Source organism: Streptosporangiales bacterium, assembly GCA_009379825.1.
Lineage (GTDB): Bacteria > Actinomycetota > Actinomycetes > Streptosporangiales > WHST01 > WHST01.
Map to the genome: position 1 here is coordinate 54,420 of WHTA01000011.1, position 24,910 is coordinate 79,329.

The 24,910-nt window shown below is 72.3% G+C and carries 24 protein-coding genes, 1 tRNA gene and 1 pseudogene; 18 read left to right on the forward strand and 8 right to left on the reverse strand.

Annotated features, from left to right (window positions below; translation table 11 throughout):
* Positions 1 to 39: 39 nt before the first annotated feature.
* Positions 40 to 477 (reverse strand): hypothetical protein, encoded by a 438-nt coding sequence (locus GEV07_08170; GenBank protein MQA02679.1) that lies wholly within the window; start codon positions 475 to 477, stop codon positions 40 to 42.
* Positions 478 to 498: 21 nt separating this feature from the next.
* Positions 499 to 2,001, reverse strand: coding sequence for a PucR family transcriptional regulator (locus tag GEV07_08175; GenBank protein MQA02680.1), 1,503 nt, complete (start codon positions 1,999 to 2,001; stop codon positions 499 to 501).
* A gap of 151 nt (positions 2,002 to 2,152) precedes the next feature.
* Here GEV07_08175 and uraD point away from each other — a divergent pair, with 151 nt between their 5' ends.
* The 11 genes and pseudogenes from uraD to GEV07_08230 all read left to right on the forward strand — a co-directional run bounded on the left by uraD (position 2,153) and on the right by GEV07_08230 (position 11,723).
* The gene (gene uraD, locus GEV07_08180) at positions 2,153 to 2,644 is read left to right on the forward strand and encodes a 2-oxo-4-hydroxy-4-carboxy-5-ureidoimidazoline decarboxylase (protein ID MQA02681.1); all 492 of its coding nucleotides are present in this window, start codon (positions 2,153 to 2,155) and stop codon (positions 2,642 to 2,644) included.
* Complete coding sequence (gene uraH / locus GEV07_08185) at positions 2,641 to 2,964, forward strand: hydroxyisourate hydrolase (protein MQA02682.1); 324 nt, start codon at positions 2,641 to 2,643, stop codon at positions 2,962 to 2,964. Before uraD ends, uraH begins: the two co-directional genes overlap by 4 nt.
* A 1-nt stretch (position 2,965) precedes the next feature.
* The gene (gene pucL, locus GEV07_08190; protein MQA02683.1) at positions 2,966 to 3,793 is read left to right on the forward strand and encodes a urate oxidase; all 828 of its coding nucleotides are present in this window, start codon (positions 2,966 to 2,968) and stop codon (positions 3,791 to 3,793) included.
* Positions 3,790 to 4,650 carry a xanthine dehydrogenase family protein subunit M gene (locus GEV07_08195; protein MQA02684.1) on the forward strand — a complete coding sequence of 287 codons (861 nt, stop codon included), beginning with the start codon at positions 3,790 to 3,792 and terminating at the stop codon, positions 4,648 to 4,650. Before pucL ends, GEV07_08195 begins: the two co-directional genes overlap by 4 nt.
* Positions 4,641 to 5,114, forward strand: coding sequence for a 2Fe-2S iron-sulfur cluster binding domain-containing protein (locus tag GEV07_08200; GenBank protein ID MQA02685.1), 474 nt, complete (start codon positions 4,641 to 4,643; stop codon positions 5,112 to 5,114). The genes GEV07_08195 and GEV07_08200 overlap by 10 nt, the downstream gene beginning before the upstream one ends.
* Entirely contained in the window at positions 5,111 to 6,484 is a 1,374-nt protein-coding gene (locus GEV07_08205; GenBank protein ID MQA02686.1) for an 8-oxoguanine deaminase, read from the forward strand. The genes GEV07_08200 and GEV07_08205 overlap by 4 nt, the downstream gene beginning before the upstream one ends.
* Positions 6,481 to 6,750: a hypothetical protein gene (locus tag GEV07_08210; protein ID MQA02687.1), complete on the forward strand. Its 270-nt coding sequence runs from the start codon at positions 6,481 to 6,483 to the stop codon at positions 6,748 to 6,750. Before GEV07_08205 ends, GEV07_08210 begins: the two co-directional genes overlap by 4 nt.
* Positions 6,747 to 9,005, forward strand: a pseudogene (pucD, locus tag GEV07_08215) (xanthine dehydrogenase subunit D). Before GEV07_08210 ends, pucD begins: the two are co-directional and overlap by 4 nt.
* Positions 9,006 to 9,017: 12 nt before the next feature.
* Positions 9,018 to 9,401, forward strand: coding sequence for a gamma-glutamylcyclotransferase (locus GEV07_08220; protein ID MQA02688.1), 384 nt, complete (start codon positions 9,018 to 9,020; stop codon positions 9,399 to 9,401).
* Entirely contained in the window at positions 9,398 to 10,726 is a 1,329-nt protein-coding gene (allB, locus tag GEV07_08225; GenBank protein MQA02689.1) for an allantoinase AllB, read from the forward strand. The genes GEV07_08220 and allB overlap by 4 nt, the downstream gene beginning before the upstream one ends.
* A gap of 259 nt (positions 10,727 to 10,985) precedes the next feature.
* On the forward strand, positions 10,986 to 11,723 hold the full coding sequence (locus GEV07_08230; GenBank protein MQA02690.1) for a methyltransferase domain-containing protein: 738 nt from the start codon (positions 10,986 to 10,988) through the stop codon (positions 11,721 to 11,723).
* Between the two features lie 54 nt (positions 11,724 to 11,777).
* On the opposite strand, the gene GEV07_08235 is transcribed toward GEV07_08230, so the two are convergent.
* The 3 genes from GEV07_08235 to GEV07_08245 form a co-directional block, all read right to left on the reverse strand.
* Positions 11,778 to 13,565: a glycosyltransferase gene (locus tag GEV07_08235; protein ID MQA02691.1), complete on the reverse strand. Its 1,788-nt coding sequence runs from the start codon at positions 13,563 to 13,565 to the stop codon at positions 11,778 to 11,780.
* A 132-nt stretch (positions 13,566 to 13,697) separates the two neighbouring features.
* Entirely contained in the window at positions 13,698 to 14,051 is a 354-nt protein-coding gene (locus GEV07_08240; GenBank protein ID MQA02692.1) for a co-chaperone GroES, read from the reverse strand.
* A gap of 19 nt (positions 14,052 to 14,070) precedes the next feature.
* Entirely contained in the window at positions 14,071 to 14,373 is a 303-nt protein-coding gene (locus GEV07_08245; protein MQA02693.1) for a DUF3618 domain-containing protein, read from the reverse strand.
* Between the two features lie 96 nt (positions 14,374 to 14,469).
* Here GEV07_08245 and GEV07_08250 point away from each other — a divergent pair, with 96 nt between their 5' ends.
* The 4 genes from GEV07_08250 (at position 14,470) to GEV07_08265 (ending at position 16,592) form a co-directional block, all read left to right on the forward strand.
* The gene (locus GEV07_08250) at positions 14,470 to 14,943 is read left to right on the forward strand and encodes a thioredoxin-dependent thiol peroxidase (protein MQA02694.1); all 474 of its coding nucleotides are present in this window, start codon (positions 14,470 to 14,472) and stop codon (positions 14,941 to 14,943) included.
* An 11-nt stretch (positions 14,944 to 14,954) separates the two neighbouring features.
* A complete protein-coding gene (locus GEV07_08255) occupies positions 14,955 to 15,722 on the forward strand; it encodes an alpha/beta fold hydrolase (protein MQA02695.1) in 768 nt (255 codons plus the stop codon).
* 13 nt (positions 15,723 to 15,735) lie between these two features.
* Positions 15,736 to 15,817, forward strand: a tRNA-Leu gene (locus GEV07_08260).
* Positions 15,818 to 16,178: 361 nt separating this feature from the next.
* Positions 16,179 to 16,592: a CPBP family intramembrane metalloprotease gene (locus GEV07_08265; GenBank protein MQA02696.1), complete on the forward strand. Its 414-nt coding sequence runs from the start codon at positions 16,179 to 16,181 to the stop codon at positions 16,590 to 16,592.
* Positions 16,593 to 17,259: 667 nt separating this feature from the next.
* On the opposite strand, the gene GEV07_08270 is transcribed toward GEV07_08265, so the two are convergent.
* Positions 17,260 to 18,075 carry a DedA family protein gene (locus GEV07_08270; GenBank protein MQA02697.1) on the reverse strand — a complete coding sequence of 272 codons (816 nt, stop codon included), beginning with the start codon at positions 18,073 to 18,075 and terminating at the stop codon, positions 17,260 to 17,262.
* Positions 18,076 to 18,295: 220 nt separating this feature from the next.
* Between GEV07_08270 and GEV07_08275 the strand changes: the two genes are divergently transcribed.
* From GEV07_08275 to GEV07_08285, 3 genes are all read left to right on the forward strand, one after another.
* On the forward strand, positions 18,296 to 19,657 hold the full coding sequence (locus GEV07_08275; protein ID MQA02698.1) for an L-lysine 6-transaminase: 1,362 nt from the start codon (positions 18,296 to 18,298) through the stop codon (positions 19,655 to 19,657).
* A gap of 8 nt (positions 19,658 to 19,665) precedes the next feature.
* A complete protein-coding gene (locus GEV07_08280; protein ID MQA02699.1) occupies positions 19,666 to 21,219 on the forward strand; it encodes an aldehyde dehydrogenase family protein in 1,554 nt (517 codons plus the stop codon).
* Between the two features lie 121 nt (positions 21,220 to 21,340).
* Positions 21,341 to 23,545 carry an MFS transporter gene (locus tag GEV07_08285; GenBank protein MQA02700.1) on the forward strand — a complete coding sequence of 735 codons (2,205 nt, stop codon included), beginning with the start codon at positions 21,341 to 21,343 and terminating at the stop codon, positions 23,543 to 23,545.
* 10 nt (positions 23,546 to 23,555) lie between these two features.
* Here GEV07_08285 and rdgB read toward each other — a convergent pair whose 3' ends face one another.
* Both rdgB and GEV07_08295 read right to left on the reverse strand, forming a co-directional pair.
* Positions 23,556 to 24,173 (reverse strand): RdgB/HAM1 family non-canonical purine NTP pyrophosphatase, encoded by a 618-nt coding sequence (rdgB, locus tag GEV07_08290; protein MQA02701.1) that lies wholly within the window; start codon positions 24,171 to 24,173, stop codon positions 23,556 to 23,558.
* Positions 24,166 to 24,903: a ribonuclease PH gene (locus GEV07_08295; GenBank protein MQA02702.1), complete on the reverse strand. Its 738-nt coding sequence runs from the start codon at positions 24,901 to 24,903 to the stop codon at positions 24,166 to 24,168. Before GEV07_08295 ends, rdgB begins: the two co-directional genes overlap by 8 nt.
* Positions 24,904 to 24,910: the final 7 nt, after the last annotated feature.

Here is a 24,910-nt window from a genome sequence, read left to right on the forward strand (position 1 = left end):
ACGTGCGGCGCGTACGCGCGCACGGGAACGACGAGAGCGTCAGGATCCGGAGGTCGCGGGTGGTGCGCGGCCCTGCGGCACCCGGCCGCGTACGCCGCGCGCCCACGGGGCAGCGGTGTGTGCGAGCCCGAGCAGCAGCAGCGCACCGAGCAGGTAGGCAGCGGCGGCCGGCAGCGCCGGCGCGTCGCCGGACGCCGACTTGGCCGCGGCACCGGAACGCACCGCGACGGCGACCGTCGCGGCGGCGGCGCCACGGGACCACCGCACGGCGCTGTTCGCCGCACGGTCCGTGGCCCGTACGGCGCTGCTCCCGGTGACCGCGCCCGCGGCGCTGCCGCGTACGTCGGTCGCGCCGCCCGACCCGCTGCTGCGGGCGGTGGTGGAGCTCCACCCGAACGAGCCGAGCAGCACAGCGAGCGCGGCGAGCACGGCGGCGATCGCCACCGGCTTCATCCTGCGCCATCCGCGGTGCTGCACGTAGCCACCTTACGGACCAGGTCAGCGCAGCTGGAGCGCGAGGTGCAGGTCGACCAGGTCCGGCAGCCGCCGCAGGTCCTTGCCGGTGAGCTGCTCGATCCGCTCGACCCGGTACCGCAGCGTGTTCACGTGGACGTGCAGCTGCTCGGCCGCCTTCGACCACGAGCCGGAAGACGCCAGGTAGACCTCCAGCGTGTGCACGAGCTCGGACGTGTGCTGCGCGTCGTACTCCAGCAGCGGCCCGAGCACCCGGGCGCGGAAGGTGGCGCGGACGTCCGCGGGCACACTCGCCAGCAGCAGCTCGTGGCCGTCCAGCTCGTCCGGACCGGCGACGGCGACCGGCTCCGCCTTCGCGACCGCCAGCTGGTGTGCGTGCCGCGCCTCGGTGACCGCGCCGACCAGGCCGTCGGCCCCCGGCACCTGCTCGCTGATGCCGGCGGCCATCCGCTCGCCTGGCGTGACCGCGGTCGCCACCGCCCTGGCCGCCGCCGTGAGGTCGTCGCCGGTGCCCGCGACCGAGGCGACCGCGAGCACGCCGTCGCCGTCCGGCAGCCAGACGAACGGCTCCGCACGCCCCGCGACGACCTCGAGCGCCAGGGCGGCGAGCCGTTCTGCGCCGACGGTGCCGGACAGCACGAGCACGCTGAGCGGCTCACCGGGCTCCAGGCCGGCGAGCCGCAGCCGCGCCGCGACCGCCGCCGTGTCCGCGCCGTCGTCGAGCAGGGCGAGCAGGTCGTCGTCGGTCCTGGCGGCGTGCACCTGACCGTCGGCATCCAGCGCGACCATGGCCGCAAGCTCGTCCACCACCGAGCGCCGCTGCGGTGGCCAGCGGGTGTGGTCGTCGTCCACGACGAGCAGCCGGCGCACCGGCGCCAGCGCCTGCACCGCGAACACCGAGTGCATCACGCCGCCGCCGGCGTCCACCAGGAACGGCAGCGGGGCGCCGCGCGCCACCTCGCCGAGGATGGTGTCGCATTGCCGCTGCGCGACGGTGGAGTTGCCGCGCAGCAGCCGCCCGGTCGGCGACAGCACGCCGCAGCGCATGTCCAGCTCGCCGGCGACCAGGTCGAGCACGCCGGCGAGGTCGCTGCCGGCCTCGATGAGCGAGCGGTGCCGGCCGAGCACGGTGGCCAGGTCGGCGGAACGCACGGCGGACGCCTGGCGTACGACGTGCTCGGTGATCGTGGAGAACGCGACCTCGGCGCGCACGTGGAACAGCGGCAGCCGGTGGTGCCGGCAGGCGGCCACCAGGTCGGTGGGCAGCTCGTCGCGGTCCGGGTCGCCGGCGCCGAGGGCGGCCGCGCCCGCGGCGACCAGGTGCCGGACGAACCGCTCGGCGTCGTCGGCGTCGCGGCGCCACACCATGCCGGTGAGGACGAGCTCACCGCCGGTGAGATACCGGCGGGGATCGGGCAGGTCCGTGGTGACCACCCAGCTGACCGTGCGGTCCAGCTGCCGCTCGCCGCACAGCAGCTCCAGCCCCAGCTCCGGCGTCTGGAGCAGCGACCTGAGGTCCACCGCCATCAGCTCATTGTGCCTGCTCGGCGGGTAATTCGGAGAAAGCTACGAGACCGCCGCGCCGGCAGGGCGACATTCTCGTACGCGGCGCCGATTGTGCGCACCACGCTGCGCGACGTCTAATGCAAACCTCGGCAACGCGGCGGGTGGAGGTGGCGTGACGCTCGACGAGTTCAACCGCCTCCACCCGCACGCGGCCGTGACCGAGCTGCTCACCTGTTGTGCCTCACGGGGGTGGGCACAGCAGGTGAGCCACGGCCGGCCGTACCGGTCCGCGGACGCGTTGCTCGCCGCCGGCGACACGGCGTTCGCCGCGCTCTCCGCATGCGACGTGGACACGGCCGTCGCCGCGCACCCGCGCATCGGCGAGCGACCTGCGGCGACCGACCGGGCGTCCACGTGGTCGCGGCAGGAACAGGCCGGCGTGGCCACGAGCGACGTACGTGCCGAGCTGGCCGCGGCGAACGTCGCGTACGAGGAGCGGTTCGGGCACGTGTTCCTGATCTGCGCCACCGGCCGCAGCGCCGCGGAGATCCTGGCCGAGGCACGGCGGCGGCTCGCCAACGACGCGCACACCGAACGCGCCGAGACGGTGCGCGAGCTCGGCGCGATCGTGCGGCTGCGGCTGCGGAAGCTGGTGACGCAGTGACCCTCTCCTCGCACCTGCTCGACGCCACCTCCGGCCGGCCCGCGGCCGGTGTGTGGCTGAGCCTGTGGCGGCAGGAGGGCCACGACTGGAAGTTCGTCGCCGACGGGCACACCGACACCGAAGGACGAGTGCGGGACTGGCCGTTGACCGTCGGCAACCACCGGCTCGTCTTCGACACCGGCGGCTGGTGGCGGGACCGCGGCCAGCCGACGTTCCACCCCGAGGTCGTAGTGACGTTCACCGTCGCCGACGCCGACGCCCACCACCACGTGCCGCTGCTGCTGAGCCCGTTCTCGTACACCACCTACCGGGGCAGCTGAGATGGACACCGTGCTCGCGTCGAACAGGTACGGCAAGGCCGAGACCAGGTTGGTGCGGATCGACCGCGGCGACCCGCAGCACGAGGTCGTCGACCTGACGGTGACGACGACGCTCACCGGCGACTTCGCGGACGCGCACCTCGCCGGCGACAACCGCAATGTGCTGCCCACCGACAGCCAGAAGAACACCGTGTACGCGTTCGCGCGCGACGGCGTCGGCTCGCCTGAGGCGTTCGGCACGCGGTTGGCCAGGCACTTCGTGGACACCCAGCCGAGCGTGCACACGGCGTGCGTGGAGCTTGCCGCGCACCGGTGGGAACGGGTCGGCCCGCACTCGTTCACCCGCGCAGAAGGCGGCGAGACGCGTACCGCGACGGTCGGCTACGACGGCAGCGTCCCCACGGTGACCGCCGGCCTCACCAGCCTGCTGCTGCTGAACTCCACGGCGTCGGAGTTCACCGACTTCGCCGTGGACGAGTACACGACGCTCGAACCCACCACCGAGCGGGTGCTCGCCACCTCGGTGACCGCGCGGTGGCGCTACGGCGTGGACACCGTGGACTACGACACCGCGCACGCGATCGCGCGGGCGGCGCTCGTCGAGGCGTTCGCCGACACCTACTCGCTCGCGCTGCAGCAGACGCTGTACGCAATGGGCGAGCGGGTGCTCGCCCGTATCCCCGAGGTCACGGAGGTCACGCTCACGCTGCCGAACAAACACCACTTCCTGGTCGACCTGACACCGTTCGGCAGGGACAACCCGGACGCCGTCTACTACGCCGCCGACCGGCCGTACGGCCTGATCGAGGGCACGGTGGCCCGCGCATGAGCACCGACTTCTTCCGGCCTGCCTCGTTGCGGGAGGCCGTCGAGACGAAGGCCGCGCATCCGGACGCGACGCCGATCGCCGGCGGCACCGACGTGATGGTGGAGCTGAACTTCGACCGCAGGCCGCCGGGTGCACTGCTCGACCTCACCGCCGTGCCCGAGCTGGCCTGCTGGGAACGCACCGGCGACGGGGTGCGGCTCGGCGCCGCGGTGACGTACACGACGGTCATCGAGCAGCTTGGTGTGCTGCTGCCGGCGCTCGCGTTCGCGGCCCGCACCGTGGGGTCGCCGCAGATCCGCAACCGGGGCACGGTCGGCGGCAACCTCGGCGCCGGCTCGCCGGCCGGTGACAGCCACCCGCCGTTGCTGGCCACGGGCGCCGAGGTCGAGCTGGTCAGCGTGCGCGGCACCCGCACAGTGGCCGCTACCGACTTCTACGTCGGCGCGAAGCGCACCGCGCTTGCCCCGGACGAGCTGATCGCCGCGGTCCTCGTACCGCTGGTGCCCGGCCCGCAGCAGTTCGCGAAGATCGGTCCGCGCAACGCGATGGTCATCGCCGTCTGCTCGTTCGCGCTCGCCCTCGACCCGGCACACCAGCGGGTCGGTACGGGTATCGGCTCGGCCGGGCCCACGCCGTTACGGGCGCCGGATGCGGAGGAGCTGCTGGCGAACGAGCTGCCGTGGCAGCGGCGGGACCGGCTGGGTGACGCCGTCGCGCAGCGGTTCGGCGAGCTAGTCGCGGCCGCCGCTACACCCATCGACGACGTGCGCGGCACCGCCCGGTACCGCAGGCACGCGCTCGCGGTGCTGGCCCGCCGCTGCCTGCTCTGGACGTGGGAGGAGCTGCGATGCGCGTAACGTGCACCGTCAACGGCACGACCAGGACCGCCGATGGCGTCCGGGCCGGCGAGAGCCTGTTGTACCTGCTGCGCGAGCGGCTCGGCCTGCCGGGCACGAAGAACGCCTGCGAACAAGGCGAATGCGGCTCCTGCACGGTGTTCCTCGACGGCGTGCTGGCGTGCGCCTGCCTGGTCGCCGCCGGCCAGGCGTCCGGTCGCGAGGTCGTCACCGTGGAGGGCCTGACGTCCGCCGGCGAGCCCGACCCGGTGCAGGCGGCGTTCGTGACGGCGGACGCCGTGCAGTGTGGCTTCTGCACGCCCGGCCTGGTCGTCGCCGTGCACGACCTGCTGGCCCGCCGCAAGGACCCGTCCGACGCAGAGATCAGGGAGGCACTCGCCGGGAACCTCTGCCGCTGCACCGGCTACGAGAAGATCCTCGACGCGGTGCGCCTGGCCGCGCAGCGACGCGAGGTGACGCGATGAGCAGGCGGCTGGTGATCGAGGGCGCGGCGGTGGCCACCGTCGACGAGGCGGGCACCGAGTACGACCGCGGGCACCTGGTGGCGGTGGACGGCGTGATCACCGCGGTCGGGCCCGGCGCCACGCCTGCGCTCAGCGACGGGCTCCCCACGCGGCGGGTGGACGGCAGCGGCTGCCTGCTCACCCCCGGCCTGGTGAACACGCACCACCACCTGTACCAGTGGGCGACCAGGGGGCTCGCCGTCGACGAAGCCTTGTTCCAGTGGCTGCGCGCGCTCTACCCGGTGTGGGCGGAGCTGGGCGCCACGGAGGTGCGCGCGGCGACGCGCGCGGGCCTCGGCTGGCTCGCGCTTTCCGGGTGCACCACCAGCGCCGACCACCACTACGTGTTCCCGCGCGACGCCGGCGACCTGCTCGCCGTGACGGTCGAGGCGGCCACCGAGATCGGGCTCCGGTTCCACCCGTGCCGCGGCTCGATGGACCTCGGTGCGTCCGCCGGCGGGCTGCCGCCGGACGACCTGGTGGAGGACATCGACGCCGTGCTCACCGCTACCGAGCAGGCGATCACCAGGCACCACGACCCGTCGCCGGCCGCCATGACCCGGGTCGGGGTGGGGCCGTGCTCGCCGTTCTCGGTGAGCACGCAGCTGCTGACGGCGTCGGCGGAGCTGGCCCGCGCGCACGGCGTGCGGCTGCACACCCACCTCGCCGAGACCGCCGACGAGGAGCGCTACTGCCAACGGACGTACGGCTGCACGCCGGTGGAGTACCTCGACTCGCTCGGCTGGCTAGGGCCGGACACCTGGCTCGCGCACGGCGTGCACCTCGACGACGCCGCCGTGAAACGCCTCGGGGCGACCGGCACCGCGGTGGCGCACTGCCCGAGCTCCAACGCCCGGCTCGGCGCGGGCATGGCCAGGGTGCGCGACCTGCTCGACGCCGGCGTACCCGTCGGGCTCGGCGTGGACGGTGCCGCGTCGCAGGAGGCCGGCCTGCTCGTCGAGGAGCTGCGGCAAGCCCTGTACACGGCGCGGCTACGCGGCGGCCCGGCTGCGCTGACCGCCCGCGAGGCACTGGCGATGGCCACCCGCGGCGGCGCCCGCCTGCTCGGCCGCGACGGCGAGCTCGGCTCGCTGCAGCCGGGACTGCTGGCCGACCTCGCGCTGTGGCGGCTGGACGGACTGGGCCACGCGGACATCGCCGACCCGGTGACCGCACTGGTGCTCGGCCCACCCGCGCCGCTGCGGCTGCTCACCGTCGCCGGCACCCCGGTGGTGACCGACGGCGTACTCGCCACCGCCGACCCGACCGCCCTTGCCCGCGAGCTACGCGCCGCCAACCGCAGGCTACGAATGCGAACAGAGACACGATGACCACCACCACCGCCGGCGACACCCCCGTCGCGACCGACAGCGCGCCCGCCACCACCGACCCAGCCGCCCGCGCCCGCAAACTGCGACCGCACACCGACAGCGACACCCCCATCGCGACCCACACCACCGACCCAGCCACACTCGCCCGCAAACTGCGACGGCGCACCGTCACCGACAGCGTGCCCGCCGCCGCCGACGCGACCGCACTCGCCCGCGAGCTACGCGCCGCCGACGGCGGGCTGCGGATGCGGACGGAGGCGCGATGACCACCACCGTCGGCGGGATTGGCGAGCGGGCGGTGCGTCCGGACGGCTGGGCGAAGGTCACGGGCGAGTTCACGTACGCGTCCGACCTGGTCCCGCACACCGCCCTGTTCGGTGCCACTCTGCGCAGTCCGTACCCGCATGCCAGGATCCGCGGCATCGACACGGGCGCCGCGCGCCGGCTGCCTGGTGTGCACGCGGTGCTGACGCACGCCGACGTGCCCGGTGAGAAGCACACCGGGCAGGACGAGCGCGACCAGCCGGTGCTGGCGATCGACATCGTGCGCTTCCACGGCGAGCCGGTGGCGTTGGTCGCGGCGGACGACCCGGCCACCGCCCGTCGCGCGCTGGGGCTGATCGCCGTCGACTACCAGGTGCTCGAACCGCTCACCGACCCATTGCGCGCGGCGTTCGACCACGACGCGCCGCACCTGCACAAGGGCGGGAACATCGCCAGGCACCAGCCGATACGTGTCGGCGACCCGGACGAGGCGCACGCCGACGTCGTGGTTCGCAACACCTACCGGGTCGGCATGCAGGACCAGGCGTTCCTCGGCCCGGAGGCCGGGCTCGCGGTGCCGACCGCCGACGGCGGCGTCGAGCTGCACGTCGCCACCCAGTGGCTGCACGTCGACCTGGACCAGCTCGCTCCGTGCCTCGGCCTGCCGACGGACAAGGTGCGGATGGTGCTCGCCGGCGTCGGCGGCGCGTTCGGCGGCCGCGAGGACCTCTCCGTGCAGGTGCACGCCTGCCTGCTCGCGCTCCGCACCGGCCGCCCGGTGCGGATGGCGTACCACAGGGAGGAGTCGTTCTTCGGGCACGTGCACCGCCATCCCGCCGTGCTGACCTACGAGCACGGCGCGACCACCGACGGCCGGCTGGTGTACGTGAAGGCGGAGATCGTGCTCGACGGCGGCGCGTACCTGGCCACCACGAGGGCGGTGGTGGGCAACGCGGCGTCGCTCGGCGTCGGCCCGTACGAGGTGCCGCACGTCGCGGTGGACGCGTACGGGGTGTACACGAACAACCCGCCGTGCGGCGCGATGCGCGGGTTCGGCGCGGTGCAGGCGTGCTTCGCGTACGAGTCGCAGATGGACGCGCTCGCCGCGGAGCTCGGCCTCGACCCGCTGGAGGTACGCAGGCGCAACGCCGTGCGGGAGGGGTCGCGGCTCGCGACCGGTCAGCAGCTCGACTCCCCCGCGCCGCTGACCGAGATGCTCGACCGCATCGCCGGCTTCCCACTGCCGGCACCGGTCACCCATCCGCCAGATCCGCGCGACCTGCCTGGCGGCGTCTCGAACACCACGCACGGCGAGGGCGTGGTGCGCGGTGTCGGTTACGGCGTCGGCATCAAGAACCTGTGCTTCTCCGAGGGTTTCGACGACTACGCCACCGCCCGGGTGGTCCTGGAGTCGGTCGACGGCGAGCCGGTGGTGCGGGTGCACACGGCCGCCGCGGAGGTGGGCCAGGGCCTGGTGACCGTGCAGCATCAGGTCGCCAACACCGAGCTCGGCGTGCCCCGCGTGGTGCTCGAGACCGCGGACACCACGGTGGGTTCTGCCGGCTCGTCGTCCGCGTCACGGCAGTCGTACATGACCGGCGGCGCCGTACGGACCGCCTGCCTGGCCATCAAGGCCCGGGTGGCCGAGCTGCTCGGCCACCAGCCGGAGGAGCTGACCTGGACCGGCGGCACCGTACGTACGGCGGCCGGGGTGAGCTGACGGCTCGCCGACGTGCTCGACACCGCGGTCGAGGAGACCGCCGTGTTCAGGCACCGCCCGACGAAGCCGCTCGACCCGGTCACCGGGCAGGGCGACAGCCACGTACAGCTCGCGTTGTGCGTGCACCGCGCGGTCGTGGACGTGGACGTCGAGCTCGGCCTGGTGAAAGTGGTCGAGCTGGCCGCCGTCGAGGACGTCGGCTTCGCGGTCAACCGGTCGGCGATCGAGGGTCAGATCCACGGCGGCTCTGCGCAGGGCCTCGGGCTCGCGGTGATGGAGGAGCTGCTCGTCGACGGCGGGCAGGTGCGCAACCCGTCGTTCACCGACTACCTGATCCCCACCTTCCTCGACATGCCACCGATGCGGCTGGACATCATGGAGTGCCCCGACCCGCATGCGCCGTACGGGCTGCGCGGCGTCGGCGAACCTGCCACGCTGTCGTCCACGCCGGCCATCGTGGCCGCCATCAGGGAAGCGACGGGGCTGGCGCTGACCCGGATCCCCGTACGACCTGAGCACCTGACCGACCAGACGTGACAGGAGCGGCCCATGGTCCCGATGTTCCTCAACGGCACCGCCATGCGCGGCGGCGCGGCGCACGACGCCCTGCAGGGCGCCCGGCTGGTCGCGGAGATCTCGTCCGCACCGCGCTACCGGTTCTTCGCCGTACGCGGCGAGTTCCCCGGCATGACGCCGGCGGTGCCGGGCGAGACCGGCTGCCGCGTGGCCGGTGAGCTGTACGAGCTGCCGCTCGACGTGCTCCGCGACTCGCTGCTGCCGACGGAGCCGCCGGAGCTCGAGCTCGGCGTCATCGAGCTGGCCAACGGCGAGGCGTCGCTCGCGATGGTGCTGCGCGACCAGTTCCGCGGTCACCACACGCTGGAGGACATCTCGGCCCTCGGCAGCTGGCGCGAGTACCAACAGCAGCGGTGAGCTCGCTCGTGCTGCGGTCGCAGCGGGTGGTGCTCCCTGACGGCGAGCGGCCGGCGACGGTCGTCGTCGAAGGCGGGCGGATCGCCGCCGTGCTCGACCACGACGCGGAGGTCGACGCGGCCGAGATCGTCGACCTCGGCGACGACGCCCTGCTGCCCGGCCTCGTCGACACGCACGTGCACGTCGACGAGCCGGGCCGCACCGAGTGGGAGGGCTTCGCCACCGCGACGAGGGCGGCCGCCGCGGGCGGTGTCACCACCATCGTGGACATGCCGCTGAACTCGCTGCCGCCGACCGTCGACCCGCAGGCGCTGGCGGCGAAGCGGCAGGCGGCGGCCGGCCAGCTGTTCGTGGACGTCGGGTGCTGGGGCGGCGCGGTGCCGTCGAACCTGGGCCGGCTCGGCGAGCTGCACGCCGCCGGCGTGCTCGGGTTCAAGTGCTTCACCACCGACTCCGGGGTGCCTGAGTTCCCGCCGCTGACCTGGCTGCAGGTACGCGCGGCGCTGCGCGAGCTCGCGGCGTTCGACGGGCTGCTCCTCGTGCACGCCGAGGACGCCGCGGTGCTCGCGGGCGCCCCGGCAGCCACCGGCGACAGCTATCCCGCCTTCGTCGCGTCGCGGCCGGCGAGGGCCGAGGTGTCGGCCGTGCGCGAGCTCGTCGCCGCGCTGCGCGAGACCGGCGGCCGGGCCCACGTGCTGCACGTGTCCGCCGCCGCGGCGGCGGCCGAGGTCGCAAGGGCGCGCGCGGACGGCGTCCGTATCACCGCGGAGACCTGCCCGCACTACCTCGCCCTCACCGCGGACGGCGCCGGCGCCGACGCGTCGGACAAGTGCTGCCCGCCGATCCGCGACGCCGCCAACCGGGAGGCGCTGTGGGCGAGGTTGGCGGACGGGGCGCTCGACTGCGTCGTCTCCGACCACTCCCCCTGCCCACCCGAGCTCAAGCAAGGCGGCCTGGCGAACGCGTGGGGCGGCATCTCGTCGCTGCAGCTCGGCCTGTCGGTAGTCTGGACGCACGCGCGCACCCGCGGGCACCAGCTCACCGACGTCGTGCGCTGGATGGCCGACGCGCCCGCACGGCTGGCCGGCCTTGCCGGCAAGGGGCGGATCGCCGTCGGCTGCGACGCCGACCTGGTCGCGTTCGCCCCCGAGCAGGCGTGGGTGGTCACCCCCGCGGCGCTGCACCACAGGCACCCAGGCACGCCGTACGCGAACCACCGGCTGGTCGGCCGCACGCGGCGGACGTGGCTGCGCGGCCGGCCGGTCACCGACCAGCCGTTTGGTGGGCTGCTGAGTGGCGTCACCTGGGCCCCTCACAGAACGTAAGGGGCACCCTTTACCACCCGATAGAATGCGGGCATGCAACTTGCCCGGTGCACGACGTCGCCGAATCCGTCGGCGCGCTGGGACGACCTTCGCGGTCGTTAGCGTCCTGAAGGGGTCGCGCCCGTAAAGAGTGCCGCCACCGGCGCCGCCGCTGTGCCTTAACGCCGCGTTCGCATGTTCGCAGTCTGGTGCCTCCACCATGTCGTTGGTCGGCGGTCGGGCCACCGAGACCGTGCATTCCCGCAACCAAGGAGAACGAATGATGCCCGCATTGACGGTACGCCTCCCGAACACCGAGCAGCGGCTCGGCCAGGACGAGGAGTTCTGCTTCTTGGTGGAAGGCGGCAAAGAGCGCCGCATCCGTTTCCACGACTACGACGAGATCTACTCCATCCCCGGGTTGTACGAGAAGCTGTTCAGCGAGCTGCTGAAGTGCTCGTCCCCCGAGGTCATCTCGACGTTGCTGGCCGACCAGATCAAGCGTGCCGGCGACTCGTTCGCCGACCTACACGTGCTCGACCTCGGCGCAGGGAACGGCATGGTCGGTGAGGAGCTGCGCCGACTGGGCGCCGGCTCGCTCGTCGCCGTCGACATCATCAGCGAGGCGGCAGCGGCGGCCGAGCGTGACCGCCCGGACGTGTACGACGCCTACCACGTCGGCGACATCAGGGCCCTGCCCGAGGCGGCCGAGCGCGACCTCGCCGACCGCACGATCAACTGCATGACGTGCGTCGCGGCGCTCGGCTTCGGCGACATCCCGCCGACCGCCTTCCAGGCCGCCTACGACCTCGTGCAGCCGGGCGGCTGGGTCGCGTTCAACATCAAGGACGCGTTCCTCGAGAACATCGAGGAAGGCGGGTTCGCCGCGCTGATCAGGGACATGATGGCCGACGGCAGGCTCGACATCCTCGCCAGGCACACGTACACCCACCGGCTCTCGGTCAGCGGCGACGAGCTGGCCTACGTCGCGATGGTCGCGCGCAAACCGGCCGACTGACATACGGGGGCCTGGGGCCCGGGCGGCGTGCCCGGGCCCGAGGTTCATCCGACGTCAGCTCGGCACCCCGACAGAAGGCTCGACCGCGGTCTCCTCGGGCAGCGCCGCTGCGGGGCGTCGCTTCGGCCGCAGCGCGGCCAGCAGCTTCCGCTCTGCCGCGATCACGCTGGACAACAGCCGCCGCCCCGTCCTCGTACGGGTGACCCACCGGCCCGCGCAGACCGTCACGCGCCCCACCGGTGCCCGCGCGACGATCCGCAGGCTGAGCAGGCCGCCGTCGGTCAGCCGCGTCTCCACGTGGTCACCCACGCTGCGCCCCATCCGCGGCCGCACCGGCAACTGCCCACCCGAGTACATCCGGTCCGCCGTGACCCTCGTGCGGTACGTCCCGTCACCCACGTGCAGCAGCAGCCGCAGCCCCCACGATGGGTCGATGATGCCGAGCGGGCGCAGCACCTCGGTCACGTTCACGTCCACGCTCCAGGTGATCCGGCGCTGCCCGTAGCACACGTTCACCGGCACGAGCACCCGCCGGTTGCTGTGCCTGGTGTCGAACAGCTCGAGCTCACCGGTGACCGGCGCGTCCGCCGTGATCCGGCCGAGCGGGTTCACCACGCCCCCGGCCAGGTACATCCGGCCCTGGGTGAGCGCCATCATGCTCACCTCGTTGCCGACGTCGAACTCGTCCAGCGGCACCTCGTCCAGGCCGAGCTCGGTGACGTCGAGCTGGGCGCGGCCGAGCTCGGTGTCGAGGTGGTCGTCGCACCAGTAGACGCGCCCGCCCTTCGCCACCAGGTCGGTGAGCAGTCGACCACGGCGACCCTTCCGGCCGGCGAAGTCCGACGCGACGATCGCCCGCTGCGACTCGCCGTGCAGCAGGAGGAACGCCATGATGCCGTGTACCGGCTTGGCTTCCTCGAACGCGCTGGGGTCGAGCTCGGCCAGGTACGACTCGGCGACCGCCTGGAACTCCCTGCGGTACACGGCACCGCGCATCCGCAGGTCGGAGACGTACATCTGCAGGTCGTGGTTGATGAACTTGATGTCCTTGTGCAGCTTGAGATCGGGGCAGTCGCGGCCGAGCAGGAACTCGTCCACCCGCCGGTTCACCTCGACCCGGTCGACGAAGTTCCGCAGCTCCGCCTTGCTCGACGTGATCGACTGCCGGTTGCCCCGCCGCGCGACCGTCCAGTTGTAGACCCGGTCAGGGATGAACGCGATGCGCTTCGCCGACAGGTACGCCTGGGCGCTGAACAGGTTGTCCTCGTAGTGCAGCCCGTCGGCGAACCGCAGCCCGGAGCGTTCGAGGAACGCATGCCGGTACATCTTGTTGGTGGACAGGGTGTCGTTGAGCATGTCCGGGTGGTCGCGGACGTTCTCGTACACCGCGGGCGCCTCGAAGAGCCTGGGACACCACTGGCTCTCCGCGCCGTCGTCGATGTGCACGCGCACGCACCGGCCGGCGACGAAGTCCGCGCCGGTACGCCGGGCAGCGGCCAGCAGGGTCGCGCAGGCGTCCGGCTGGTAGGTGTCGTCGCTGTCGAGGAACATCACGTACTCGCCGCGCACGTGCTCCAACCCGACGTTGCGCGGCCGGCTGCAGCCACCGGAGTTCTCCGGCAGCTCGACCACGCGTACGCGGTCCGGGTGCTTCGCGGCGAACCGCCCGGCCACCGCCGCGGACCGGTCGGTGCTGGCGTCGTCGACGATCACCACCTCGAGGTCGGTGAGCGTCTGCGCGAGCACCGACTTCACCGCCGCGGGCAACCGGTCCGCGTCGTTGAAGACGATGACCACCACGCTCACCGCGGGAGTACTGGCGGAGCCGTCGTCTCCGGTCACCGATGAACCCCCTGCGCACGTCGGACGATTCCGATCGTGCCGGGAGCCTAGGGACGGGGACCTAACGCTACGGGACCGCTATATGAACGCATGGTGACCAGTTCGGTGGCCCGTGCACCGCCCCGGCGGGCCTCAGAGGTACAGGCCGGTGCTCTCGCTGCCTTCCAGCCGTTCCGCCGCGACCGCGTGGATGTCGCGCTCTCGCAGCAGCACGTAGTCGACCCCGCGCACCTCGACCTCGGCAGGCTCCTCCGGGTCGAAGAGCACCTGGTCGCCGACCTTGATCGTGCGGACGTTGTTGCCGACCGCCACGGTCTCCGCCCAGACCAGCCGCTTACCCATCGAGGCGGTCGCGGGGATGACCAGGCCACCGGCCGACTTGCGCTCACCGTCCTTGCCTTCGACGTGCACGAGCACCCGGTCGTGCAGCAACCGGATCGGCAGGCCGTCGTTCAGCGACGAACGCGCTGTGGACTCGACACTCACGTCAAGACAGTATCGCGCCTCAGGAGTTGCGGCGCCGCCAGACCACCACGGCCACCGTTCCCGCGGCGACCACCACCGCGGCCGCGATCACCAGCTCCTTGCGGATCGCCGGACCTGGTTCTTCGCCCGGCGGGTGTTCGAGCTGGCCGGCCACGGGCGTACCGCCGACCCCGACGCGTTGCTTGATCCGGCCAAGGGAACGCTGCACCACCTTCTTCGGGTGGACCCGATCGACGATCGCGTCCACCGACCGTGCCAGGTCGGTACGCGCCTGCTCGATCTGGCGCTCCAGCTCCCCGGGGCTTCCGGTGGGCTCACTCACGGGTTGACCCTCCTACGCCTTCCCTCGTCCGGACAGTATCCAGTAAGGCCCTGGCCTCGACCAATTCACCCCGCCGAGGACGATACGGTCGGACGCATGACTACTGCCGCGAGCCGGCTCGCGCCCGGCGACACCGCGCCCCCTTTCACCCTCACCGACCAGGACGGCAACCAGGTGTCGCTCGCCGACTACGCCGGCCGCAAGGTGGTCGTGTACTTCTACCCGGCCGCCATGACACCCGGCTGCACCACGCAGGCCTGCGACTTCAGGGACAACCTCGCCGCACTGTCCGGCGCCGGCTACGCCGTCGTGGGCATCTCCCCCGACGAACCGGCGAAGCTGGCGGAGTTCAGGGACGCCGAGGGCCTCACCTTCCCGCTGCTGGCCGACCCGGACCGCGCGGTGCTGACGGCGTACGGCGCGTACGGCGAGAAGCAGAACTACGGTCGCACGGTGGTCGGCGTCATCAGGTCCACGTTCCTCGTCGCAGAGGACGGCACGGTCGCCATGGCCATGTACAACGTGAAGGCCACCGGCCACGTCGCACGCCTGCTGAAGGACGTGGACTGACCGGCCGCCGGGTGGGCCTTGCGCACGACGTCGCCGGCAGCGGTCCCGCGCTGTTGTTGCTGCACTCCGCGGTGTGCGACCGGCGGATGTGGGAGCCGCAGTGGCCGGCACTGGTGGCCGCCGGCTACCGGGTGGTGCGCGCCGACCTGCGCGGCTTCGGCGAGACCCCGGTCGCCGACCGGCCGTACAGCAACGCCGAGGACGTGGTCGAGCTGCTCCGTGCGCTCGGCTACGACGAGGTGGCGGTCGTCGGGTCGTCGTTCGGCGGCCGGGTCGCGCTCGAGGTCGCCGCGCGCTGGCCGCACCTGGTGCCTGCCATGGTGCTGCTCTGCGCCGGCCGGCCGGGACAGGTGCCTGGTCCTGCGCTGCGGTCGTTCGGCGAGTGCGAGGACGCCCTGCTCGGGGCCGGCGACGTCGCGGGCGCGGTGGAGCTGAACGTCTCGACGTTCGTCGGCCCGGACGCCGACGGGCCGACCCGCGACCGGGTACGGCTGATACAGCGGCACGCGTTCGACGTGCAGCTAGCCGCGGTCGCGCCGCAGTCGTCCACCGAGGCGGCGGTCGACCTCGCCGCCGTCACCGCCAGCTGCCTGGCCGTCTCCGGCGGCCGCGACCTGCCCGACTTCCGGCAGGTCGCCGCGGACCTGGCCGGCCTGCTCCCGCACGCGGAACACCGCGAGCTGCCGTGGGCCGGCCACCTGCCCAGCCTGGAACGTCCCGCCGAGGTGACCGACCTCGTCACCGGCTTCCTGCGCGCGACCGTCCCACCCGTACCATGAACTCTGCACACACGCGGGAGTGGCGGAATTGGTAGACGCGCCAGGTTTAGGTCCTGGTGCCTTCGGGTGTGTGGGTTCGAGTCCCTCCTCCCGCACGCCGTGAAGGATCAGCTCTCGCCGCCCACCGTTGCCGACGGTGGCGCCCGCACCGCTATGCGGATCGCCGTCGTACTCCTCGCCGTGACGGCTTGGTGGTGGCTGGTGCTGCACCACCTGCTCGGTCTGGTGTTCGAGCCGCCGCCGGCGCGCCGGGCACACCGTACGCGCGGTGCTCGCGACCAGCCTGACCGTCCCGCTGATCTATGCGGCCCGCAGGTGGCTGGACCGTCGGCCGTGGCCGGACCAGGCACTCACCTCGCTGCGGACCGGCGGACGGTACCTGCTGCTCGGGATGGCGGCGTGGCTGCTGCCTGCCTGGCAACGGCCGCGGTCCCGTTGGTCCTCCTGTACTAGGCCCTGCCGGAGGAGTTGGTCTTCCGCGGTTACGTCTACCGCAACCTCGCCGACCACTGGCCGGCATGGGCGTGCGTGCTCGGGCAGGCCGTCCTCTGCACCGGTTGGGGGCTGCTGATCGGCGCCGCACGGAGCCCGGACCGGCTGGTGTTGTTCCTCACCTTCGCCATCGCTCTTGGCATGTTCCGCGCACTGACCGGCAACCTGTGGACCTCCGTCGGCTTCCACCTCGGCTGCCAGGTCACTACCCAGCTGGTCGGCGGATCCTGGATCACCCCGCCCGCCGGCGAGACGCTGCGGATCGACGACGAGGCGCTCCTCCAGATCGTGGCATTCTGGCTCGTCCCCACCGTTCTCACCCCACCGGCGATCGCCGCGGTCGCGGTCGTCCGCCGGGCGCGCGAGCGCGTCCCCTAGTGTCGCGGACCATCGCGGCACCTCGCGGGGTACGGTGCGGGGTGTCGCCCGACCGCGAATGGAGTGGGATGTCCCCGACGGTACGGCTTGCCAACGAAGAGGATCTGCCCGCCATCGCCGCCATCGCCGGCCGTGGGCGTCAGTTGCGCGCCGAGTGGGAGCCGGAGTACTTCCAGGCCGCGGCGGACGCCGACGAGCAGCTCCAGCGCGACCTCGCCGCGCACCTCGCCGACGAGGACACCGTCGTCCGCGTGGTCACCTACGGCGCCGACGTCGTCGGTTGCGCGGTCACCGTGCCGCACGGCGACCAGTGGTACGTGGACGACATCGCCGCCGCCGACGAGGGCTGGTGGAGCGACGCGATGGTCGAGCTGCTCCGCGCGGTCAGGGAGCGGCCCGCGTTCACCGACGTGCCGCGCAAGGACATCAGGCAGCTTGGCTGCTTCGCCACGCTCGGCCTGCGCCACCGGTCCTCGTACTGGCGGCTGGCGCTGCCGGCGGACGGCGCGGGCGGCAGTGGCGACGCGGCACCTGTCGACCCGCCTGCGGCCCTGCCGACCTCGCCGCTGCACGCGTTCGGCGCGGTCGACCCCGCGAGCGCGGACGTCACGGTCCTCGGTGACGGCGACGGGTACGCGCTACTGAGCCAGCGGGCCGCGACGCCGGGCTACGGGCCCGGCGGCACCACAGGGTTGGTGGACCGGGTCACCGGCGGGCACCGCGGCGGGCTGGTCGACGCCGCGACGGCCGAGTCGCTCGCCCGCGGAGACGCGCAGCTCGTGGTGGTGTGCGCCGAGGACGACGTCTCGCTCGAGGACGCGCTCGTCGACCGCGGGTTCGCCAGGGTGGTCGACGTGTACTCCTGGCCGGGGGCACGCCTGAGCTGAACCCGGCTCCTGACCCGCCTCGCCACCTCGATGAGCACGGTCAGCGCCATGCCGATGGCCAGGCCGAGCAGCATGCCGCGTAGCGGGTGCTCCTGGAAGGCGACACCGCCCACGTACCCCAGCATGGCCGAGTACGTACCCCAGATCACCGCCGCCACAGCGGCGTAGGCGCGGTAGCTCGGGCCTGGGTAGCCGAGCGCGCCGGCGGAGAGCGAGGCAGCCACCCGGCCGCCGGGCAGGAACCTCGCCACGATGATCATCTGCCCGCCGCGTTCCTGGAGCGCGTGCTGCGCCCACTCGTGGATCCGCGCACGCCGCGGCGACCGCCACAGCCGGCCGGCCAGCCGGCGCTCCGCGAACCGCCCCAGCAGATACGCAGTGTTGTCACCGAGATAGGCGCCCGCGGCCGCGACGACGACGACCGCCAGCAGGTTCGGCTGCCCGGTGGCCGTCGCGAACGCACCTGCGGTGATGACGACGGACTCGCTCGGCACCAGCGGGAAGACCCCGTCGATGGCGGCGAGCAGCAGGATCACCAGGTAGAGCCAGGGAGAAGACACGGCAGGCATGAGGTACGACAACAGCTGATCTTCCATCCGACCTCCGGCCAAGTCCCCACGTCCGGGACCGACGCTACGCGACGGACGATGTCGCCAGCCAGGGGGCAGGCGCCCAGTAAACCAGCGGGGGCCAGCCCCTACCGTCGAGAGATCATTACCGGACGATCTACCGCCTTCGAGGTACGATCTCTATAGTTCTTCCTTAGATTCGACGATCAATCCGGATAATATTCACGACCGCGAAGGGGGGTCCCGCATGCCCATCACCCGCGACCAGCTCACCTCGGTGCAGGTGACCCCCGAGCAGGTCCACGAATCATTGCGCCAGCACCTGCTCGTGGACGGCTTCAAGCTGGTCCTCGACACCGCGAAGAGCTCAGGCTCGTGGCTGGTCGACGCCCGCACCGGCGCGCGCTACCTGGACTTCTACACGTTCTTCGCGTCCGCCCCGCTCGGCGCGAACCCGCCGGGCATCGTCGAGGACGCCGCGTTCATGCGCCACCTGGCGGACATCGCGGCGAACAAGCCGGCCAACTCCGACGTCTACTCCACCGCGTACGCCGAGTTCGTGGCGACCTTCAGCCGGGTGCTCGGCGACCCGGCGCTGCCGCACCTGTTCTTCGTCGAGGGCGGCGGCCTCGCCGTGGAGAACGCGCTGAAGGCCGCGTTCGACTGGAAGAGCAGGCGCAACGAGGCCGCCGGCCGGTCTCGCGACCTGGGCACGAAGGTGCTGCACCTGACCCGCGCGTTCCACGGCCGCACCGGCTACACCATGTCGCTGACCAACACCGACCCGAACAAGACCGACCGGTTCCCGAAGTTCGACTGGCCGCGCATCGACGTACCTGCGATCACGTTCCCGCTCGACGACCACCTCGCCGAGCTGGCTGCCGCCGAGCAGCGTGCGCTCGACCAGGCGGAGGCGGCCTTCCAGGCGCACCCGCACGACATCGCGTGCTTCCTCGCCGAGCCGATCCAGGGCGAGGGCGGCGACAACCACATGCGGCCGCAGTTCCTGCAGGCGATGCAGGAGCTCTGTCACCGCTACGACGCGCTGTTCGTACTCGACGAGGTGCAGACCGGGCTGGGCACCGGCACGCCGTGGGCGTACCAGCAGCTCGGGCTGGCACCGGACATCGTGGCGTTCGCGAAGAAGGTGCAGGTCGGCGGCATCATGGCCGGCCGCAGGGTGGACGAGGTACCTGACAACGTGTTCCAGGTGTCCAGCCGGATCAACTCCACGTGGGGCGGCGGCCTGGTCGACATGGTCCGCGCCACCCGGCTGCTGGAGATCATCGAGGCGGAGGGGCTGTTCGAGCGCTCCGCCAAGCTGGGTGAGCAGCTGCTCACCGGCCTGCGGGAGCTGACCGTCGGCCACCCCGACCTGGTGTCGAACGCGCGCGGCCGCGGCCTGATGTGTGCGTTCGACGTGACCACCACCGAGCTGCGCGACGAGCTGATCGGCCGGCTACGTGACGAACACGTCATCGTGTTGCCCTGCGGTGCACGCTCGATCAGGTTCCGTCCGGCCCTGGTCGTGACCGAGGATGAACTCAGCACCGCCTTGGCAGCGCTCGACCGGGCGCTGGCGAACGTGCGCGCCCCGAAGAAAGGATGAGTACCGCAATGAGATCCGTCAGCTCGGTCATCGCGGGCAAGCCGGTCACCGACGCGACCGGGAACAAGGTCACGGCGTACAACCCGGCCAAGCTGGACGAGCCGGTGGCCGACGTCAGCTTCGGCACGAGCGACACGTTCGTCGCCGCGGCGCAGGCCGCGCGGGACGCGCAGCGCGCCTGGGCCGAGGTTCCTGCACCGGTACGCGGTCGCGCGATCGCGCACATCGGCCGGGTGATGGAGGCCAACGCGGAACGGTTGGCGCGCATCGCCACCCGGGAGATCGGCAAGACCTACGTCGAGGCGCTCGGCGAGGTACGCGAGATCGTAGACACCTGCGACTTCTTCCTCGGTGAGGGGCGCAGGCTCTACGGCCAGACCGTCCCGAGCGAGATGCCGGACAAGCAGCTGTTCACCTTCCGCGAGCCGGTCGGCGTCGTCTCCATCATCACCGCGGGCAACTTCCCCGTCGCCGTGCCGTCCTGGTACATGGTCCCCGCGCTGCTCGCCGGCAACGCGGTCGTCTGGAAGCCCGCCGACTACTCCACCGCCTGCGCGCAGGCCATGTACGAGCTGTTCGTCGAGGGCGGCGGCCTGCCCGACGGCGTGCTCAACCTAGTGATCGCCGAGGGCGACGCGACGTTCCAGGGGCTGGAGCGGTCGCTGGAGGCGGGGCTGATCGACAAGATCGGCTTCACCGGGTCGAGCGCGGTCGGCGCAGAGATCGGCGCGCTCGCCGGTCGGCACCTGCAGTCGCCGTGCCTGGAGCTCGGCGGCAAGAACCCGATGGTCATCACGCCGAACGCGGACCTGGACGCCGCGGTCGAGGGCGCGTTGTTCTCCGGCTTCGGCACCGCCGGCCAGCGGTGCACGTCGCTGGGCAGCGTCATCGTGCACGAGAGCATCCACGACGAGTTCATCGCCCGCTTCGACGCGGCCACCCGCGCCGCCGCGGTCGGCGACCCGATGCAGGACGTGCTCTACGGCCCGATGCTGCACGAGAAGTTCGCCGCCAGGTTCGAGGAGTACCTCGGCTGGGTCGGCGACCACCGGGTGCTCGGCTCGACCGGCGTCGGCAGGATCACCGCGGACAACCCGCGCGACGGGTTCGTCGGCGACCCAGCCGCCGGCATGTTCTACCACCCGACGATCGTCGACGGCGTCGGTCCGGACGACCGGCTGTTCATGAACGAGACGTTCGGGCCGATCGTCGGCGTCGCCTCGTACGGCGACCTGAGCGAGGCCATCGACCTGGCGAATGCGCCTGGTTACGGACTGTCAGCAGCGATCTACACCAGGGACGCCAAGGAGGCGTTCACCTTCCGCCGCGGCATCACGGCGGGGATGGTCAGCGCGAACAACTCGACATCCGGCGCGGAGGCGCATCTTCCCTTTGGTGGCAACGGAAAGTCGGGCAACGGCAGCCGGCTGTCCGGCCTCTGGGTGCTCGACCAGATGACCCGCTGGCAGTCGATGAACTGGGACTACTCGGGGAAACTGCAGAAGGCCCAGATGGACGTAGCCGAACTCACGCCGAACACGGACTTCACACTGGCAGAGTGAAGCTGTTCGATACGTTGTATGCCGATATCGCAAACGATCGTGATGTCGGCATACAACGAGACATCCGGGGGTAGCTGAAGGAGGGCGTCGCTTGCCGCCGAGCGACGGGCCGGACGAGGCGATCGACCGGCACTTCATCGATACGGTGTGGAGCCTGCCGCTGTTGGCGCGGCGGCTCGACCCGGGGGCTCCCGTACGGCCAGACTCCGCCCTCACCGGCGCCCAGCTCGCCCGCATCTTCGACGCCCAGGCCGGCAGCCGGCACCTCGACCTCGCCGCCCGCTGGCTACGCAGCCAGGACAAGGGCTTCTACACCATCGGTTCCGCCGGCCACGAGGCCAACGCGTTCGTGGCCGAGGCGCTACGGCCCACCGATCCGGCACTGCTGCATTACCGCTCGGGCGCGTTCTACCTGGAACGCGCCAACCAGGTCACCGGCCAGGACCCGCTGCGCGACGTGCTGCTCGGCCTGGTGGCCGCGGCGGACGACCCGATCTCCGGCGGCCGGCACAAGGTGTTCGGCAACGCGGAGCTCTCGATCATCCCGCAGACGTCGACCATCGCGTCGCACCTGCCGCGCGCGGTCGGCACCGGGTTCGCCATCGCGCGCGCGGCGAAGCTGAAGACCCCGAGCGCGTGGCCGGCGGACGCCGTCGCCGTCTGCAGCTTCGGCGACGCGTCGGCGAACCACTCCACCGCGACCGGCGCCATCAACACGGCGTGCCAGGTGGCGTACTCCGGCCTGCCGATGCCCGTGCTGTTCGTCTGCGAGGACAACGGCATCGGCATCAGCGTGCGCACCCCGGGCGGCTGGATCGAGGCGGCGTACGGGAACCGGCCTGGCCTCGCGTACTTCGCCGCAGACGGGTCCGACCCCGCGCAGGCGCACCGGGCGGCGCACGCCGCCGTGGAGCACGTCCGTACGAAGCGCTCCCCGGCGTTCCTGCACCTGTCCGTCGTCCGCTACCTCGGCCACGCCGGCACCGACGCGGAGATCGGGTACCGCAGTGCGGCGGACATCGAGGCCGATCACGCCCGCGACCCGCTGATCGCGACCGCCAAGGTGCTCGTCGAGTCCGGGCTGGCGAAGCCGCGGCAGGTGATCGAGCGGTACGAGCGGATCCGCTCCGAGGTGATGGCCATCGCGGAGAAGGTCGCGGACAGCAGGCGGCTGGGCAGCGCCGCGGAGGTGATGGCGCCGCTCGCGCCGCGGAACCCGGCGAAGGTCGCCGCGGCGGCCGCGACCGCCGCACAACGCGACGTACGCGCCCGGGTCTTCGAGAACCGGCTGCCCGAGGACGAGGGGCCGCTCACCCTGGCGACGGCGATCAACCGCGCGCTCGCCGACGGCCTGGCCGTCCGCGACGGCATGCTGGTGTTCGGCGAGGACGTCGGCAGGAAGGGCGGCGTCTACGGCGTCACGCAGCGGCTGCAGAAACGCTTCGGCCCTGCGCGGGTGTTCGACAGCCTGCTCGACGAGCAGTCGATCCTCGGGATCGCGCTCGGCGCAGGGACGACCGGCCTGCTGCCGGTGCCCGAGATCCAGTACCTCGCCTACCTGCACAACGCCGAGGACCAGCTGCGCGGTGAGGCCGCGACGCAGCAGTTCTTCGCCAACGGCCAGTACCGCAACGGGATGGTGGTACGGGTCGCGGGCTACGCGTACCAGAAGGGCTTCGGCGGCCACTTCCACAACGACAACGCGGTCGGCGTGCTGCGCGACATCCCCGGGCTGGTGGTCGCCTCGCCGTCGCGGCCCGACGACGCCGCCGCCATGATGCGTACCTGCCTCGCCGCGGCCGAGGTCGACGGCTCGGTGTGCGTGTTCCTCGAGCCGATCGCGCTGTACCACACCAAGGACCTGCACACCGACGGTGACAACGGCTGGCTCGCGCCGTACCCGGCGCCGGACGACTGGGCGGCCGCCCACGTACCGCTCGGCCGGGCCCGGGTGTACGGCCAGGGCACCGACCTCACCCTCGTGACGTTCGGCAACGGGCTGGGGATGAGCCTGCGCGCGCAGGTGAAGCTCGAGCAGGCCGGCGTCGGCGTCCGCGTGCTCGACCTGCGCTGGCTCTCCCCGCTGCCGGTGGACGACCTGCTGCAGCACGCGACCGCCACCGGCAAGGTGCTCGTCGTGGACGAGACCAGGCGCACCGGCGGCGTCTCCGAGGGCGTCATCGCCGCCCTGCTCGACGCCGGCTTCACCGGCCGCGTCCGCCGAGTCGCCAGCGAGGACAGCTTCATCCCCCTCGGCGACGCCGCGTACCACGTGCTGCTGGACGAACGCGCCATCGAGTGGGAGGCCAGGGAGCTCTTCCACTGACCGGCGGGAGTCAGGTCAGCAGGTCGCGGAGGATCGGCACCAGGGCGCGGAATGCGCGGCCGCGGTGGCTGATCGCGTCCTTGTCTTCCGGTGACATCTCGGCGGTCGTGCGGGTGTCGCCGTCTGGCTGGAAGATCGGGTCGTAGCCGAAGCCGCCCTCGCCGCGGGGTACCCGGACGATACGTCCGCGCACCTCGCCGGCGACCACCTCTTCCGCGCCGCTCGGCAGCGCCACGGCGGCCGCGCAGTAGAACCCGCCGAGTCGCCGGTCGTCCGGTACGTCGGCGAGCTGGTCGAGCACCAGGTCGAGGTTGGTCTGGTCGTCGCCGTTCCTGCCGGACCAGCGGGCGGACAGCACACCCGGCATGCCGTTCAGCGCGTCCACGCACAGGCCGGAGTCGTCGGCGACCGCCGGCAGCCCGGTGGCGGCGGCGAACGCGCGCGCCTTCAGCAGCGCGTTCTCCTCGAACGTGGCACCCGACTCCACGACGTCCGGCGTCTGGTCGAACGCCGACGCGTCGACCACCTCGATGGCCAGCTCGGCGGCGGCCAGGATGCGGGCGAGCTCGTCGACCTTGTGCGCGTTCTTCGTGGCGAGGACGAGCCTCGCCGGCGCGCGCTCAGCCACGGTCGGCGGCCAGCGCCGCCACCTGCAGCTTGCCGAGCTGCGCGCAGCCCTTCGCCGCGAGGTCGAGCAGCGCGTCCAGCTGCGGCCTGGTCAGCGGCTCGCCCTCCGCGGTGCCCTGCACCTCGACGAACTCGCCGTCGCCGGTGCAGACCACGTTCAGGTCGGTCTCGGCGGCCACGTCCTCCTCGTAGCAGAGGTCGAGCCGCGGCTCGTCGCCGATCAGGCCGACGCTGACCGCGGCCACCGAACGTACGATCGGCTCCGCCTTCTTCGCCATCATCCCGCCACGGGCGTGCATCCACGCGACGGCGTCGTTCAGCGCGACGTACGCACCGGTGATCGCCGCGGTACGGGTGCCGCCGTCGGCCTGCAGCACGTCGCAGTCGAGCTGGATGGTGTTCTCGCCGAGCGCCTTCATGTCCACGCACGGCCGCAGGGCGCGCCCCACCAGCCGGGAGATCTCGTGGGTGCGGCCGCCGATCTTCCCGCGCACCGACTCGCGGTCGTTGCGCGACGTGGTGGCCCGCGGCAGCATCGAGTACTCGGCGGTCACCCAGCCCTTCCCGCTGTCGCGCCGCCAGCGCGGCACTCCCGGGGTCACGCTGGCGGTGCAGAGCACGCGGGTGCGGCCGAACTCACAGAGCACCGATCCCTCGGGCAGGTCGGTCCACGACCGGGTCAGCCGGACGGGGCGGAGCTCTTCTGCGGCGCGTTCGTCTGGGCGAGGCATGCCGGCG

Bases quoted from the DNA above. Each gene is read 5' to 3' on its own strand.
- pucL (MQA02683.1), top strand. From the start codon at position 2,966: ATGGACACCGTGCTCGCGTCGAACAGGTACGGCAAGGCCGAGACCAGG.
- GEV07_08250 (MQA02694.1), top strand. From the start codon at position 14,470: ATGACTACTGCCGCGAGCCGGCTCGCGCCCGGCGACACCGCGCCCCCT.
- GEV07_08195 (MQA02684.1), top strand. From the start codon at position 3,790: ATGAGCACCGACTTCTTCCGGCCTGCCTCGTTGCGGGAGGCCGTCGAG.
- GEV07_08295 (MQA02702.1), bottom strand. From the start codon at position 24,903: ATGCCTCGCCCAGACGAACGCGCCGCAGAAGAGCTCCGCCCCGTCCGG.
- GEV07_08270 (MQA02697.1), bottom strand. From the start codon at position 18,075: ATGGAAGATCAGCTGTTGTCGTACCTCATGCCTGCCGTGTCTTCTCCC.
- GEV07_08175 (MQA02680.1), bottom strand. From the start codon at position 2,001: ATGGCGGTGGACCTCAGGTCGCTGCTCCAGACGCCGGAGCTGGGGCTG.
- GEV07_08200 (MQA02685.1), top strand. From the start codon at position 4,641: ATGCGCGTAACGTGCACCGTCAACGGCACGACCAGGACCGCCGATGGC.
- GEV07_08220 (MQA02688.1), top strand. From the start codon at position 9,018: ATGGTCCCGATGTTCCTCAACGGCACCGCCATGCGCGGCGGCGCGGCG.
- GEV07_08280 (MQA02699.1), top strand. From the start codon at position 19,666: ATGAGATCCGTCAGCTCGGTCATCGCGGGCAAGCCGGTCACCGACGCG.
- GEV07_08275 (MQA02698.1), top strand. From the start codon at position 18,296: ATGCCCATCACCCGCGACCAGCTCACCTCGGTGCAGGTGACCCCCGAG.
- GEV07_08210 (MQA02687.1), top strand. From the start codon at position 6,481: ATGACCACCACCACCGCCGGCGACACCCCCGTCGCGACCGACAGCGCG.
- GEV07_08230 (MQA02690.1), top strand. From the start codon at position 10,986: ATGATGCCCGCATTGACGGTACGCCTCCCGAACACCGAGCAGCGGCTC.
- GEV07_08205 (MQA02686.1), top strand. From the start codon at position 5,111: ATGAGCAGGCGGCTGGTGATCGAGGGCGCGGCGGTGGCCACCGTCGAC.